Raw genomic sequence first — 14,287 nt, 5'->3', positions numbered from 1 at the left:
GCACACGCACTTCACCGCCGAGGTGTACGTTCTGTCGAAGGACGAAGGCGGCCGTCACACGCCGTTCTTCAACAACTACCGTCCGCAGTTCTACTTCCGCACGACCGACGTCACGGGCGCGATCGAGCTGCCGAAGGACAAGGAAATGGTCATGCCGGGCGACAACGTGTCGATCACGGTCAAGCTGATCAACCCGATCGCGATGGAAGAAGGCCTGCGCTTCGCCATCCGTGAAGGCGGCCGCACCGTGGGCTCGGGCGTCGTGGCGAAGATCCTCGACATCTGATTCGAAGCAGCGAAGGAATCACCATGGCTACCAAGCAAAAAATCCGCATCCGCCTGAAGGCGTTCGACTACAAGCTGATCGACCAGTCGGCCGCCGAGATCGTCGATACCGCCAAGCGCACCGGCGCGATCGTCAAGGGTCCCGTGCCCCTGCCGACCCGCATGAAGCGTTTCGACATCCTGCGTTCGCCGCACGTCAACAAGACCAGCCGCGACCAGTTCGAGATCCGCACGCACCAGCGCCTGATGGACATCGTCGACCCGACCGACAAGACCGTGGACGCGCTGATGAAGCTCGACCTGCCGGCCGGCGTCGACGTCGAGATCAAGCTGCAATAACAGCCTGTCCCTGCAAAAAGGCCCGCCCACAGCAATGTGGGCGGGCCTTTTTCATTTCGGGTGCCCGCCGGGTGATCGCGTATCCGCCATGTAACCGCGCGGTATCGCCAAGGCAATGACGCAGCGCGCCTGCCCGCGGCGGCCTAGACTGCGGGCATGGCTGCCCCGGACCGCCGACATCGCGCCACCGACACCCCCGCGTGGACCGACGCGGCCGAGGCGATGTATCGTGCCGCGCGGGCCGTGGCCAGCGCCCATGGCCCGGGCACCATGGCGGCGCTGGTCCAGGAACTGGCGCAGATCCTGGGCGTGGCGACCGTCTTCGTGGCGGTCTTCACCGACGGCTCGCGGAGCACCTTGCGCACGCTGGCCGCCGTGCTCGACGGAAAGATCCTGCGCAACTTCGACTATCCGCTGCAGGGCTCGCCGTGCGCCCAGGTGGTCGGCCGGGCCTTTCGCTTCGTCGCCTCCGGCGTCGCCCGCGAATTCCCCCCGGGCACGATGTTCGCGGCCAAGGGCATGGATTCGTATGCCGCCTTTCCGCTGAACGACAGCGACGGCCGCCCGCTCGGACTGCTGGTGGCGATGGACCCCCGGCCGATCGAGGACGCGGTGTTGGCCGAGGCCCTGCTGAAGATCTTCGCCAGCCGCCTGATCGCCGAGATCGAGCGCAGCAGCGCCGACGAGGCCCTGCGCGCGGCGGCGCTGGCCGTCTCGGCGGCCAGCGGCCGATCGGTCTTTGCGGAGCTGGCGCGCTACCTGGCGACGATCCTGGACGTCGAGATGGCGTTCATCTCCCGCCACCAGTCCGACGACGACACGACCTTGCACATGCTGGCGATGGTGAGCGACGGCGAGGTGCGCGAAGGCTACCGCTACCCGATCCAGGGCACCCCGTGCGAGCACGTGCTGGGCCAGCGGTTCTGCGTCTATCCGTCGAACCTGCACACGCTGTTCGCGCTCGACCAGGACGACCGGCTGCTCGGCGCCGAAGGCTATGCCGGCCTGCCCCTGAACGACGCCCACGGGCGGCCGCTCGGCACCATCGGCATCGTCTCGCGCCATGCGCTGACCAACATCGAGCGCATCGAGTCGATGCTGCGGATCTTCGCCGGACGGGCCGCGGCAGAGATCGAGCAGCTGGGCGCCCGCGAGGCGCTGCAGCGCTCGGAGGCCAGCTACCGTGCCATCTTCGAAGCGTCCGAGGACGCGATCTTCATCCTCGACTGGACGAGCGGCGAGATCCTCGACGCCAACCCGAAGGCCTGCGAGGCCTACGGCTGCAGCCGCGACGAACTGTGCCGGCTGTCGCTGGCCGACCTGCGCTCGGGCGAGGCGCCCTATACGGCCGAGCAGGGGCTGGCCCACATGCAGCTGGCCAAGCTCGGGCGCTGCCCGCCCTTCGAGTGGCATCGGCGCAGCCCCGACGGTGCGCTGCGCTGGGACGAGGTCCGGCTGAAGCCGGCCATGATCGACGGGCGCCATCACGTCGTGGCCTTCACCCGCGACATCACCGAACGCAAGGAGGCGCTGGCGGCGCTCGGTGCCAGCGAGGCGCAGTACCGCGGCATCTTCAACGCCTCGGCCGACGCGCTGGTGCTGCGCGCCGCCAACTTCGCCATCGTCGACGCCAACGCCACCTACGAGCGCATGAGCGGCTTCCGGCTGTCCGAGGTGCTGGGTGTCGACCGGGTGCTGGCCAACCCGCCCGAGATCATGGCCACGATCCGGGCCCTGCACGATCAGGCGCTGGCCGGCGAGCCGGTCCGGCTCGAGACCGAGCTGCTGCGGCGCGACGGCGAGCGCTACGACCTCGAGCTGCGCGGCGTGCCGGTGCTGCATCGCGGCGAGCCGCACGTGCTCTACATCGGGCGCGACATGACGCAGAGCAAGCGCGCCGAACGCGCGCTGCGCAACAGCGAGGAGCAGTACCGGGCGATCTTCAACGCCTCCGCCGACGGGCTGGTGGTGCGCGATGCCGGCTACCGCGCGGTCGACGTGAATCCGGCCTACCTGGCGATGAGCGGCTATACGCGCGACGAGGTGCTGAGCGCGACCCGGGTGCTGACGCAGCCCGACCCGGCGCTGCAGCAGCGACACCGGGCCCAGCATGCCGATATCCTGGCGGGCCGGCCGGTGCGCTTCGAGGTGCCGGGCGTGCGCAAGGACGGCAGCCCCTTCTACCTGGAGGTCAGCGGCATGCCGCTGACCTACCGGGGCGAGCCGCACGTGCTCTATGCGGCGCGGGACATCACGCAGCGCAAGGCCGCCGAGGCCGAACGAGAGCGCCTCGAGGCCCAGCTGCGCCAGGCCCAGAAGATGGAAGCCATCGGCCAGCTGACCGGCGGCATCGCGCACGACTTCAACAACATCCTGACCAGCGTCATCGGCTACCTGGTGCTGGGCCAGGAGCGGGCCGAGACCCTGGGCGACGCCCGGCTGCAGCGCCAGCTGGGGCAGGCGCAGCTCGCGGCCCAGCGCGCCCGCGAGCTGATCGCCCAGATGCTGGCCTTCGCGCGGCGCCAGCGCGGCCAGCGCCGCACCCTGGCCCTGGGCCCGCTGGTCGACCAGACGCTGCAGCTGCTGCGCGCCACGCTGCCGGCCTCGGTGTCGCTGGACTTCGTCACGCCGCCGGCGGCCGGCGGCGACGCGCTGCTGGTTGCGGCCGATGCGGTGCAGCTCGAGCAGGTGCTCTTCAACCTGTGCATCAACGCGCGCGACGCCATCACCGGGTCGGGCTGGATCCGGGTCCGGCTCGGCCGCCGCGGCGGCGCCTGGACCTGCGCATCGTGCCGTGCCCACGTCGACACCGGCCACTGGGTCGAGGTCAGCGTCGCCGACAGCGGCGGGGGCATCGCGCCGGACCTGCTCGAACGCATCTTCGAGCCCTTCACCTCGAGCAAGGAGGTCGGCCGCGGCTCGGGCATGGGCCTGGCGATGGTGCACGGCATCGTGCACGACCATGGCGGCCACGTGCTCGTCGAGACCGTGCCGGGCGCCGGCTCGGTGTTTCGCGTGCTGCTGCCGCCCGCCACCGGCGCGGCGGCGGACGCGCCCGGCGCGCCGGACCTCCCGGCGACGGGGGAGGCGCTCTGCGCGCGGGTGATGGTGGTCGACGACGAAGTCATGGTCGGCGACTTCATGGTCGAACTGCTGTCGGGCTGGGGCCTCGAGGTGGTGCTGCAGCGCAGTCCGCTGGACGCGCTGTCCTGGCTGGAGGACAGCAGCCAGCCGCTCGACCTGCTGATCACCGACCAGACCATGCCGCAGCTCGACGGCCTGCACCTCGCCCAGCGAGCCAACGGCCTGCGCCCCCACCTGCCGGTGCTGCTCTACACCGGCAACGCCGACGGCATCGACGAAGCGGCGGCCAGGCGCCATGGCGTCTGCGGCGTGCTGCACAAGCCGATCGACAACCAGGCCCTGCATGCGCTGATGAAGGCGTGCCTCGACAAGGCGCACCGCGGCCCCTGCTCGGGCGCATGAAGACAGGGCCGGCGGATACCGGCCCGATACAAAGGCGCGGCGCCGCGACACGCGGCGAATACCGCGGCCTCGCAGACTGAGTTGCACGTCGTGGCACCGCGCATTCCGCCCGGACGACGGCGATGTTCGCTTCGGCAGTGCGGCCGGACGCTGCGCGATGCGCGAACGCTGGTTCCGGCCGCACCGACGAGGAGAGCATTTTCATGGTCGACTTTCAAACCCCCCAAGGCGGCACGATCGGCATCGCCGACGCGCCCATCGCAGCGCTGCGCGACTCGCTGCGCGGCAGCCTCCTGTTGCCCCAAGACGCCGGCTACGACGCCGCGCGCTCGCTGTGGAACGCCATGATCGACCGCCGGCCGGCGGCGATCGTGCGCGCCGCGGGCGCCGCCGACGTCATGAAGGCGGTGAACTTCGCGCGTGAGAACAAGCTGTTGCTTGCGGTCAAGGGCGCCGGCCACAACATCGCCGGCAAGGCCGCGTGCGATGGCGGGCTGATGCTCGACCTGTCGGCGATGAAATCGGTGCGGGTCGACCCGGTGGCCCGCATGGCAAGGGTGGAGCCCGGCGCGCTGTTGTCCGACTTCGACCGCGAGACGCAGGCTTTCGGGCTGTCCACGCCGACCGGCATCAATTCGACCACCGGCATGGCCGGGCTCACGCTCGGCGGCGGCTTCGGCTGGCAGAGCCGCAAGCGCGGGCTGACCATCGACAACCTCCAGTCCGTCGACATGGTGCTCGCGTCCGGCGAGCTGGTGCAGGCCAGCGCGACGCAGAACCCCGATCTGTTCTGGGCCGTGCGCGGCGGCGGCGGCAACTTCGGCGTCGTCACCTCGTTCGAGTACCGCCTGCATCCGCTCGGCCCGCAGGTGCTGGCCGGGCTGATCGTCTATCCGTTCGCCCAGGCCAGGCAGGTGTTCGACGGCTATCGCAAGTTCACCGCCGCGGCCAGCGACGACATGACGGCCTGGATGGTGATGCGCAAGGCGCCTCCGCTGCCCTTCCTGCCGGCGGATGTGCATGGCAAGGAAGTGATCGTGGTCGCCTTCTGCTGGATCGGGGAGCCTGCCCAGGGCGAGGCCATGGCCCAGACCTTGCGCAGCTTCGGCACGCCCGTCGGCGAGCACGTGGGACCGATGCCCTTCGCCGGCTGGCAGACCGCCTTCGACCCGCTGCTGCAGCCGGGCGCGCGCAACTACTGGAAGTCGCACGACTTCAAGATGCTGAACGCCGACGTCGAGCGCATCCTGTGCGATGCCATCGTCAAGCTGCCGACCGAAGAATGCGAGGCCTTCATCGGGCACCTGGGCGGCCAGGTCAACCGGACGGCTGTTGCCGACACGGCCTACCCCCACCGCGATGCCGAGTTCGTGCTCAACGTCCACACCCGCTGGCGCGATGCCGGCGACGACCGCCGGTGCATCGACTGGGCGCGCGGGCTCTTCGATGCGCTGACGCCGCATGCCACTGGTGGGGTGTACGTGAACTTCATGCCGGATGACGAAGCCCAGCGCGTGGCGACCGGCGCCTACGGGTCGAACTATGCGCGGCTGGCGGCGCTGAAGGCGCGCTACGACCCGACCAATCTCTTCAGCCAGAACCAGAACATCCTGCCCAAGGCCTGAGCCATCCCGCCCGCCACGCCCGGGGTTGCAGGGCGTGGCGGGCCAGGGCGTTCAGGCGGCCATGGGGAGGGGCATCTCCGGATGCCGCGGCATCGCATAGGCCAGCGGTGCCAGTGCGCTCTTGATGCGCTCGCCCTGCGCCTCGTCGAGCATCGGGAACAGCACCTTCTGGAAGCGCGGCGCCATCACGCCCGAGACAATGTATTGCCAGCGGTAGGCCTTCAGGATCGTGTCGTTGATCTGCGCCTGCTGCGCGTCGCTGAAGAGCGTGCCGGCGATGGCACAGAAATAGCGCGCGTCGGCCGTGGCCTGCGCCTGCAGGATGCCGTCGACCGCGCCGACCAGCGCGATCAGGTCGTCGACCGCGGCATCGCGCTCGGCGGCGCCGAGCCGCGCGTTCTCGGCGACGAACTCGAGCTCGTCCAAGATCGCGTGCTGCGACTCCTCGCGCCAGTGGAACAGGAACACGTCCTTCCACAGCGGCGACAGGTTGGCATCCGGCTCGATGCTGGCGCGGTAGTGCGCCAGCGTGAACAGCTCGATGTCGAGGGTCAGTGCCAGCACGGCCCAGGTGCTCTTGCCCAGCACGGCCTGCGCCACCGCGTTCGGCTGCGCGGTCATGACGTAGCCGGCCGGCATGTCGGCCGCCATCATCTCCTCCAGGCAGCGGAACAGCGCCTGGTGCTTGATTTCCTCGTCGGCCATGCGGACCAGCGCTTCCAGTGCCACCTGGTCGCCGAAGACATGTTCGCGGCTCAGGTCGATGACTTTCGACGAGATGAAGCGTTCGGCCAGGCCGAAGATGTAGGCATAGGTGCGGCCTTGCACCTGGCTCATGAGGCGCTCGTCCTCCGGGCTCAGGAACGCCAGTTCGTCGGCCAGGGTCAGGCCCTTCGGCAGGAAGGTCCTGGCGTAGTCGAACTGGCGGCCGCGAATGACGTCGCGCTCGATGTCCCAGCGCACGCGCTTGGACACCTCGATGACCTTGGCGTAGCGGTCGGTGGGGGTGGATGTCGACATGGTGATGCTCCTTTGCTGATGGAAATGGCGGGGCGGTGCCCTGCCGCGTGTCGGCCCGGGGGCCATGCCGGCCCGGTGCGCTTCGGCGCCGCCGGGTCAAGGCATGGCAGGCAGTCTGGTCGGCGCCGGTATCCGCCGTGCATCCGCGGATCGCGGTTGTGTCGCCGTTGTGTAGCGGGCCCGCGAGAGCGGCCGCGACAGCGCCTGTGCCACGCGTTCGCGCAGGCGGGCGTTGAAGGGGCTTTGCGGCCGGCTGGCGACGCGCTCGCCGAGCAGGCGCTGCGCCAGTGCCGGCTGGTGGCTGCGCAGGGCCGCTTCGAGCCAGGTCAGGTGCAGCAGGTCGCACTGCGCGCGGCTGCCGCCGCAACCGCGCGCCAGCCGCTGCTGGGCCTGCAGCTGCCGTGCGGCGGCCGCATAGCGCTGCCGACCGAAGGCGATGAAGGCCTCGCACACCGGCAACGCTGCGTCATGCACGGCCCGCCGCAGGTCCGGCGCCTTGCGCGCGCAGTCGCGCAGCGTGTCGAGCAGGCGGCGGGCGCTGGCCCAGCGCTGCGTGGCGACGAAGGCGAGCATGGCGTGCACGTCGTTGAAGGGCCGCAGGCCGGTGCTGGCGCGATCCTCCCAGGCGTCGGCGACCCGTTGCCAGCGGTCCGACACGTCCTGGCCCCGCAGGTGCAGGCGCCACAACAGGGCCGAGCTGTCGACCAGGGTGGCGGTGTCCGGATCGCGGCAGTCCATCAGCCGGCGGTCGAGGATGCCCAGCACCGCGCCGAGATCGCCCTGGTCGAGGCGGAACAGCGATTCGTGCCAGGACAGGTGGGTGGCGAAGGCGGGGCTGTCGGACCAGACGCCGCGCGTGTGGTCGAGCCAGGCGGCGCCGTCGGCGCTGCGCCCCTGCATCTCGAGCGCATGCGCCACGGCGTGCACCGCACCGCACTGGCGGGGCTCGAGGCGCAGCGCCTCGCGCCCGACCGCGTCGGCCGACACCGGGTCGGCCGTCTCGGCCAAGCCGAAGGCGTACATCGCCAGCATGTGGCCGTAGCCGGGCTCGTCGGGGTGCCAGTGCCGCAGGGCCGCGACGATGCGCGCGCGCAGCCACTCGGTGCGGCCGAACTGGAGATCTCCGAAATGGGCCACGCGCAGCGCCAGCGTGTCTTTCGGGTCGGCTGCGGCGATCTCGCCGTACAGGCGCAGCGATCGCGCCATGTCCTTGTCCAGCCAGGCCTGGGCGGCGGCGAAATGGGCGCGTTCGCGCTCGCTGGCCCGCGCCAGGTGCGCGCGGGCCGTCTGCAAGGTGGCGGCGAGCGCCGGCAACGCGTCCTCGCGGGAGGCCATCACCAGGCCCGCCGCGCGCAGGCAGTGTGCGGCGGCGAAATCGGGCCGCGCCCGCAGCACCGGTTCGATGACGGCCTGCGGATTTCCCTGCCCGGCATGCAGCAGTTCGAGCGCCTGCCGGCAGGCCGCGGCGGCGGCGGCATCGTCGAACTCGGCGGCGGAGTGCGGAGTGCGTTGCATGGGGCCACTTTGCGGGCCGCTGGTATCGGGCGTGCATCCGCCGGGTGCTGCCGTGTAGCCGTTGCGTAGCGCGCCACTGGTGCAATCGCGACCCCTCGGCGCAGAATCGCGCCATGGACGCGACCGCCCGTCTGCTGATCGTCGACGATGATCCGTCGGTGCGCGCGATGCTGCGCGAGTACCTCGAAGACCATGCCTTCCGCGTCGCCGAGGCCGGCAGCGGTGCCGAGATGCGCGAGCGCATCGAGCGCGAGCTGCCCGACGCCGTGCTGCTCGATATCCGCCTGCCGGGCGAGGACGGCCTCAGCCTGGCCAGGTACCTGCGCGAGCACTACGACCTCGGCATCATCATGGTCACGGCCTCGGGTGACGTGATCGACCGGGTGGTCGGGCTGGAACTCGGGGCCGACGACTACATCGCCAAGCCTTTCGATCCGCGCGAGCTGCTGGCGCGGGTGAAGAGCGTGTTGCGCCGGCTGCAGGCCAAGCCCCCGGCGGAAGCCCCGCCGCCGGCAGCGCCCAAGGGGGCGCGGCAGCGTTTCGGCCGCTGCGAGCTCGACATCGACGCCCGCCGCCTGTTCGAGTCCGACGGCGCGGAAGTGGCCATGACCGCGATGGAGTACGAACTGCTTCGGGTGTTTCTCGCCAATCCGAACCGCGTGCTGTCGCGCGACCAGTTGCTGATGCACACGCGCAACCGCGAGTGGGAGCCATTCGATCGCTCGATCGATATCCGCATCGGACGCCTGCGCCGCAAGGTCGAACCCGAGCCGGCCGGCGAGCCGCGCTGCATCCGCACGGTGCGCAACGCCGGCTACATGTTCGTGCCGGACGGCTAGCGAACAAAGAATTTGAGTGAAAAAGTGTCGAAAAGTGTCTAAAAAACCAGAAAAGGCTGAAATTTGATAGGATCAGGAGGAATGTGAATTAGGAATTTTCGGATATTGATGGAAGATCAGTCGAAAATTCCATCAGGGAGTTCCGAATGCAGGCAGTGTGGGCAAGGCGAAGCGTGGCAGTGATGGCGGTGGCGATGCTCGCGGCCTGCGGTGGTGGTGGTGGTGGTGGGGGTGGCGGAGGAGGCTTCGTCGGGTTTCCAGCCGCGAGCACGGTCACGCTGAGCGGCACGGCGACCTATGTGTCGATTCCCAACCCCAATGGGGCGTTGGCCTATGGTCAGGCTGCGCCCAAGCCGATCCGCGGCGCCAGCGTCGAGATCGTCAACGGCGCCTCCGCGGCGGTGATCGCGACTGCGACGACCGATGCCAACGGCGCCTATTCGGTCAGCCTGCCCGCAAGCATCCAGGTGCTGGTCCGCATCAAGGCGCAGATGACCCAGGGCGGGTCGGGCGCCACCTGGGATGTGACGGTGCGCGACAACACGCAGTCCGATGCCATCTTCGCGCTCGAGACGCCGGCGTTCTCCACTGGCACCGCGGCCATCACGCGTGACGTCCAGGCGCCGTCCGGCTGGGACGGCAGCCGCTATGCCTCGACCCGGGTGGCCGCGCCGTTCGCGGTGCTCGACACCGTCTACGCGGCGCAGGCCAAGATGCTGTCGGTCGCGCCCGCCACCTCCTTTCCGGCGCTGAAGCTCTACTGGAGTGCCAACAACGTGCCGGCGGTCGGCAATCCTGCACTCGGGCAGATCGGCACCACCTCGTTCACGATGAGCAACGGCGCCCGGGCCATCTACGTGCTGGGCAAGGAAAACGTCGATACCGACGAATACGACGCCTCGGTCATCGCCCATGAATGGGGGCACTACTACCAGTCGGCCTTCAGCCGCGACGACTCGCCGGGCGGCAGCCATGCCCTGACCGACAAGCTCGACCGGCGTGCGGCCTTCTCCGAAGGGTGGGGCAACGCCTGGTCGGGCATCGCGCTGGCGCGCAACAACTACACCGATGCGGTCGGCCAGGGCCAGGGGCAGGGCGCCAACATCGACCTGACGGCCAGCGGTGTCGCCGGCCCCGGGTGGTTCCGCGAAGCCTCCGTTCATTCGATCCTCTGGCGCCTGAACAGCCAGGTCGGCTTCAAGCCGATCAACGACACGCTGACCAGCGCGGCGTTCAAGAACGGCGTGGCCGTCACCTCGATCCATCCGTTCACTGCCGCCTTCGGGCTCGCGGCCCCGGGCAGCGTCTCGGTGCTGACCGGCCTGCTGTCCGGCGAGCAGATCAGCGCCGCCGCGAACGATCCCTTCGGCGTCAACGAAACGAACGATGGCGCTGTCGCCGGCGTGCTGCCGATGTACCGGCCGGCCACCGTCGGCGGCTCGACCCCGGCCTGCGTCACCAACGCCGCGGGCACCGGCAACAAGCTCGGCAGCTACGTCTACCTGCGCTTTTCATTGCCGAGCGCCGGAACCCACACGATCACGGTCTCCGGTCCGGCCGCTGCCGATCCGGATTTCGCGGTCTACGCCGGGCGCCAGGTCGACGAAAGCCAGGGATTCGGCGCCAGCGAGACCAAGTCGGTCAGCCTGCCGGCCGGCGACAACGTTCTGGTGATCAACGACTACAACAACTCCTCGGCCAACACATGTTTCAACGTCAGCATCCAGTGAAAACCGCAGCGGCCCTGGCCTGCGCCCTGGCGCTGGCCCTGCCTTTGGCCGCGAGCGCGGCCGGTCCGGCCGGCAAGGCCATGACCACCGCGCCGATGAAGTCCAACGGATCCGGCGTCCAGGTCCAGTACCGGGTCGACGGCACGCCCGAGGCCGGCCGTCCGGTGGCGGTGGTGCTCGGCTTCGACGGCATCGCCGCCGCTGGCGCCACGGTCCGGATCGCGACCGAGGGCGGCCTGGCGCTCGCAGGCATCGAAACCACCCGCAGCCTGCCGGCGGGGCAGGCCACCACCTGGACCGTCGAGGTGTTGCCGGCCGCCACTGGCATCGGTTACCTGAACGTCTTCACGACCCAGGGCGGTGCGACCAGCGCCACGTCGATCCCGGTGTCCGTGGGCAAGCCGTCGGCCACCATGCCGGCCAGCGGGGCGCTCAAGCAGTCGACCGACGGCGAAAAGATCCTGCCGATGCAGGTGAAGTAGGGCGCCTGGGGCCTGCGCCGGCCCCTCTTGCGTCCTCTCCCGTTCGCGGGCTATAATCTTCGGCTCTGCCTAACTTGCGTCTTCTTGGCGCTTGTTGGAGCAGAGTGCAGAAACTTTACCAACCCTCTTTCGTGGGCCAACGTTCGTCGCCGGCCCAACGCTGTCGCCAATTGAAGTGGCAGCGGCGGAAGAGGACTTCCATTTTTGGAGAAAACAAATGAGTCTGAGCAACTCCCTCGGGTTGCTGGGCCGCAAGGTGGGGATGATGCGTCTCTTCACCGATGACGGGGACGCAGTTCCTGTCACGGTGGTGGATGTGTCCAACAACCGCGTGACCCAGATCAAAACCCAAGAGACCGATGGCTACGTCGCCCTGCAAGTGACGTTCGGTTCGCGCAAAGCATCGCGCGTGACCAAGCCGGCAGCAGGCCACCTCGCCAAGGCGGGTGTCGAAGCCGGTGAAATCATCCAGGAATTCCGCGTGACCGCCGATACGGCCGGTCAGCACAAGGCCGGTGGCGTCATCGCCGCGGCCAGCGTGTTCGCGGTGGGCCAGAAGGTCGACGTGCAAGGCACCTCGATCGGCAAGGGCTACGCTGGCACGATCAAGCGCCACAACATGTCGTCGCAGCGGGCATCGCACGGTAACAGCCGTTCGCACAATGTCCCCGGCTCGATCGGCATGGCGCAGGATCCCGGTCGCGTGTTCCCCGGCAAGCGCATGACGGGCCACCTCGGCGACGTCACCGTGACGACCCAGAACCTCGACGTGATCCGCATCGACGAAGCACGTCAGCTGCTCCTGATCAAGGGCGCGATCCCCGGCTCGAAGGGTGGCTTCGTCACCGTGCGTCCGGCCGTCAAGGCCAAGCCGCAAGCCGCTGAAGGAGCCAAGTAATGGAACTCGAACTCCTGAACGAACAAGGCCAGGCCGCGTCGAAGTACGACGCCCCCGAGACCGTGTTCGGCCGTGACTACAACGAAGACCTGGTCCACCAGATCGTCGTCGCATTCCAGGCCAACGCCCGCCAAGGCACGCGCGCCCAGAAGGACCGCGAGCAGGTCAAGCACTCGACCAAGAAGCCTTTCAAGCAAAAGGGAACGGGCCGCGCCCGTGCCGGTATGACGTCCTCGCCGCTGTGGCGCGGGGGTGGCCGGATCTTCCCGAACATGCCTGACGAAAACTTCTCGCAGAAGATCAACAAGAAGATGTACCGCGCCGGCATGGCGTCGATCTTCTCGCAGCTCGCTCGCGAAGGCCGTCTGGCCGTGGTCGATTCGTTGACCGTCGATTCGCCCAAGACCAAGGCGCTGGCCGCCAAGTTCAAGGCGATGAACCTCGAGTCCGTGCTCGTGATCGCCGAAGAAGTCGACGAGAACCTGTACCTGGCCTCGCGCAATCTCGTCAACGTGCTCGTGGTCGAGCCGCGCTACGCCGATCCGGTGTCGCTGGTCCACTACAAGAAGGTGCTGGTCACCAAGGGTGCGGTCGACAAGCTCAAGGAGATGTTCGCATGAGCCGCATGAACCCTACGCCCAAGCAGCGTCAGTTCGACGAAGGTCGCCTGATGAACGTGCTGGTCGCCCCGGTCGTGTCCGAAAAGGCCACGATGGTCGGCGAGAAGTCCAACGCCGTCACCTTCAAGGTGCTGCAGGACGCCACCAAGCCTGAGATCAAGGCCGCTGTTGAACTGATGTTCAAGGTCGAAGTCAAGGGCGTGTCGGTGCTCAATACCAAGGGCAAGTCCAAGCGCTTCGGCAAGTCCATGGGTCGCCGCGACAACGTTCGCAAGGCCTATGTCACGCTGAAGGCTGGTCAAGAGCTCAACCTCGTCGGGGAAGGCGCTTAATCATGGCCGTCATCAAGATGAAACCCACTTCGCCGGGCCAACGCGGCGCGGTGAAGATCTCGCGGGACCACCTGTACAAGGGTGCTCCTCACGCCCCCCTGCTGGAACCGCAATTCCAGAAGGCCGGCCGCAACAACAACGGTCACATCACGACCCGTCACAAGGGTGGTGGCCACAAGCACCACTACCGCGTGGTGGACTTCGTGCGCAACAAGGACGGCATCCCGGCCAAGGTCGAACGCATCGAGTACGACCCGAACCGCACCGCCCACATCGCGCTCGTGTGCTACGCCGACGGCGAACGCCGCTACATCATCGCCCCGCGCGGTCTTGAAGCCGGTGCAACGCTGCTGAGCGGTTCGGAAGCCCCGATCCGCGCCGGCAACACGCTGCCGATCCGCAACATCCCGGTCGGCTCGACCATCCACTGCATCGAACTGCAACCCGGCAAGGGCGCGCAGATCGCTCGCTCGGCTGGTACCTCCGCAACGCTGCTGGCCCGCGAAGGCGTCTACGCCCAAGTCCGCATGCGCTCGGGTGAAGTGCGCCGCGTGCACGTCGAATGCCGCGCCACCATCGGTGAAGTCGCCAACGAAGAACACAGCCTGCGCCAGCTCGGCAAGGCCGGTGTGAAGCGCTGGATGGGTATCCGCCCGACCGTTCGCGGCGTGGTGATGAACCCGGTCGACCACCCGCACGGTGGCGGCGAAGGCAAGACCGGCGAAGGCCGTCATCCTGTCGACCCATGGGGCAATCTGACCAAGGGTTATCGCACCCGTAACAACAAGCGCACGCAAGTCTTCATCGTGTCGCGTCGCAAGAAGTAAGGGTTAGCACATGACTCGCTCTCTCAAAAAGGGTCCGTTCGTCGACCACCACCTCGTGGCCAAGGCCGACAAGGCCGTGACGACCAAGGACAAGAAGCCGATCAAGACCTGGTCGCGTCGCTCGATGGTCCTGCCCGAGTTCATCGGCCTGACCATTGCCGTGCACAACGGCAAGCAGCACGTGCCCGTGTACATCACCGACCAGATGGTCGGCCACAAGCTCGGCGAATTTGCGCTCACGCGCACGTTCAAGGGGCACCCCGCGGACAAGAAAGTCCAGAAGAAGTAA

14 protein-coding genes are annotated in these 14,287 nt (G+C 68.4%); 12 read left to right on the top strand and 2 right to left on the bottom strand.

Annotation, left to right across the window (positions count from 1 at the left end; genetic code table 11):
- The 4 genes from QZH52_RS08400 to QZH52_RS08385 all read left to right on the top strand — a co-directional run.
- The coding region (locus QZH52_RS08400; protein WP_495574033.1) for an EF-Tu C-terminal domain-related protein at positions 1–286 on the top strand (286 nt) is incomplete at its 5' end.
- A 23-nt stretch (positions 287–309) separates the two neighbouring features.
- A complete protein-coding gene (gene rpsJ, locus QZH52_RS08395) occupies positions 310–624 on the top strand; it encodes a 30S ribosomal protein S10 (RefSeq protein ID WP_028250951.1) in 315 nt (104 codons plus the stop codon).
- A gap of 156 nt (positions 625–780) precedes the next feature.
- A complete protein-coding gene (locus QZH52_RS08390) occupies positions 781–4,110 on the top strand; it encodes a PAS domain S-box protein (RefSeq protein WP_301806677.1) in 3,330 nt (1,109 codons plus the stop codon).
- A gap of 203 nt (positions 4,111–4,313) precedes the next feature.
- Positions 4,314–5,735: an FAD-binding oxidoreductase gene (locus tag QZH52_RS08385; RefSeq protein ID WP_301806675.1), complete on the top strand. Its 1,422-nt coding sequence runs from the start codon at positions 4,314–4,316 to the stop codon at positions 5,733–5,735.
- A gap of 51 nt (positions 5,736–5,786) precedes the next feature.
- Here QZH52_RS08385 and QZH52_RS08380 read toward each other — a convergent pair whose 3' ends face one another.
- Together QZH52_RS08380 and QZH52_RS08375 are read right to left on the bottom strand one after the other, a co-directional pair.
- A complete protein-coding gene (locus QZH52_RS08380) occupies positions 5,787–6,755 on the bottom strand; it encodes a hypothetical protein (RefSeq protein WP_301806672.1) in 969 nt (322 codons plus the stop codon).
- Positions 6,756–6,851: 96 nt separating this feature from the next.
- Positions 6,852–8,270 (bottom strand): tetratricopeptide repeat protein, encoded by a 1,419-nt coding sequence (locus QZH52_RS08375; RefSeq protein WP_301806670.1) that lies wholly within the window; start codon positions 8,268–8,270, stop codon positions 6,852–6,854.
- Between the two features lie 113 nt (positions 8,271–8,383).
- Between QZH52_RS08375 and QZH52_RS08370 the strand changes: the two genes are divergently transcribed.
- The 8 genes from QZH52_RS08370 to rpsS all read left to right on the top strand — a co-directional run bounded on the left by QZH52_RS08370 (position 8,384) and on the right by rpsS (position 14,287).
- Positions 8,384–9,109 (top strand): response regulator, encoded by a 726-nt coding sequence (locus QZH52_RS08370; RefSeq protein ID WP_301806667.1) that lies wholly within the window; start codon positions 8,384–8,386, stop codon positions 9,107–9,109.
- Between the two features lie 146 nt (positions 9,110–9,255).
- Positions 9,256–10,839, top strand: coding sequence for a carboxypeptidase-like regulatory domain-containing protein (locus QZH52_RS08365; RefSeq protein WP_301806664.1), 1,584 nt, complete (start codon positions 9,256–9,258; stop codon positions 10,837–10,839).
- Positions 10,836–11,321 (top strand): hypothetical protein, encoded by a 486-nt coding sequence (locus tag QZH52_RS08360; RefSeq protein WP_301806661.1) that lies wholly within the window; start codon positions 10,836–10,838, stop codon positions 11,319–11,321. The genes QZH52_RS08365 and QZH52_RS08360 overlap by 4 nt, the downstream gene beginning before the upstream one ends.
- 217 nt (positions 11,322–11,538) lie before the next feature.
- Positions 11,539–12,219 (top strand): 50S ribosomal protein L3, encoded by a 681-nt coding sequence (gene rplC / locus QZH52_RS08355; RefSeq protein ID WP_286370945.1) that lies wholly within the window; start codon positions 11,539–11,541, stop codon positions 12,217–12,219.
- Positions 12,219–12,839 (top strand): 50S ribosomal protein L4, encoded by a 621-nt coding sequence (gene rplD, locus QZH52_RS08350; RefSeq protein WP_286370946.1) that lies wholly within the window; start codon positions 12,219–12,221, stop codon positions 12,837–12,839. The genes rplC and rplD overlap by 1 nt, the downstream gene beginning before the upstream one ends.
- Before the next feature lie 5 nt (positions 12,840–12,844).
- Entirely contained in the window at positions 12,845–13,171 is a 327-nt protein-coding gene (rplW, locus tag QZH52_RS08345) for a 50S ribosomal protein L23 (protein ID WP_286371177.1), read from the top strand.
- 2 nt (positions 13,172–13,173) lie between these two features.
- Positions 13,174–13,998: a 50S ribosomal protein L2 gene (gene rplB, locus QZH52_RS08340; RefSeq protein WP_286370947.1), complete on the top strand. Its 825-nt coding sequence runs from the start codon at positions 13,174–13,176 to the stop codon at positions 13,996–13,998.
- 10 nt (positions 13,999–14,008) lie between these two features.
- On the top strand, positions 14,009–14,287 hold the full coding sequence (gene rpsS / locus QZH52_RS08335; RefSeq protein ID WP_007838132.1) for a 30S ribosomal protein S19: 279 nt from the start codon (positions 14,009–14,011) through the stop codon (positions 14,285–14,287).

The organism is Variovorax ginsengisoli (assembly GCF_030486595.1).
In the GTDB taxonomy this organism is placed as follows: Bacteria; Pseudomonadota; Gammaproteobacteria; order Burkholderiales; family Burkholderiaceae_C; genus Variovorax; species Variovorax ginsengisoli_B.
This window is presented reverse-complemented; position numbering and strand designations above follow the sequence as displayed.

Excerpts from the sequence above, each read along its gene's own strand:
- QZH52_RS08365 (WP_301806664.1), top strand. The coding sequence starts at position 9,256 with ATGCAGGCAGTGTGGGCAAGGCGAAGCGTGGCAGTGATGGCGGTGGCG.
- QZH52_RS08370 (WP_301806667.1), top strand. The coding sequence starts at position 8,384 with ATGGACGCGACCGCCCGTCTGCTGATCGTCGACGATGATCCGTCGGTG.
- rplB (WP_286370947.1), top strand. The coding sequence starts at position 13,174 with ATGGCCGTCATCAAGATGAAACCCACTTCGCCGGGCCAACGCGGCGCG.
- QZH52_RS08390 (WP_301806677.1), top strand. The coding sequence starts at position 781 with ATGGCTGCCCCGGACCGCCGACATCGCGCCACCGACACCCCCGCGTGG.
- rplD (WP_286370946.1), top strand. The coding sequence starts at position 12,219 with ATGGAACTCGAACTCCTGAACGAACAAGGCCAGGCCGCGTCGAAGTAC.
- QZH52_RS08385 (WP_301806675.1), top strand. The coding sequence starts at position 4,314 with ATGGTCGACTTTCAAACCCCCCAAGGCGGCACGATCGGCATCGCCGAC.
- rpsJ (WP_028250951.1), top strand. The coding sequence starts at position 310 with ATGGCTACCAAGCAAAAAATCCGCATCCGCCTGAAGGCGTTCGACTAC.
- rplC (WP_286370945.1), top strand. The coding sequence starts at position 11,539 with ATGAGTCTGAGCAACTCCCTCGGGTTGCTGGGCCGCAAGGTGGGGATG.
- rplW (WP_286371177.1), top strand. The coding sequence starts at position 12,845 with ATGAACCCTACGCCCAAGCAGCGTCAGTTCGACGAAGGTCGCCTGATG.
- QZH52_RS08375 (WP_301806670.1), bottom strand. The coding sequence starts at position 8,270 with ATGCAACGCACTCCGCACTCCGCCGCCGAGTTCGACGATGCCGCCGCC.
- QZH52_RS08380 (WP_301806672.1), bottom strand. The coding sequence starts at position 6,755 with ATGTCGACATCCACCCCCACCGACCGCTACGCCAAGGTCATCGAGGTG.
- rpsS (WP_007838132.1), top strand. The coding sequence starts at position 14,009 with ATGACTCGCTCTCTCAAAAAGGGTCCGTTCGTCGACCACCACCTCGTG.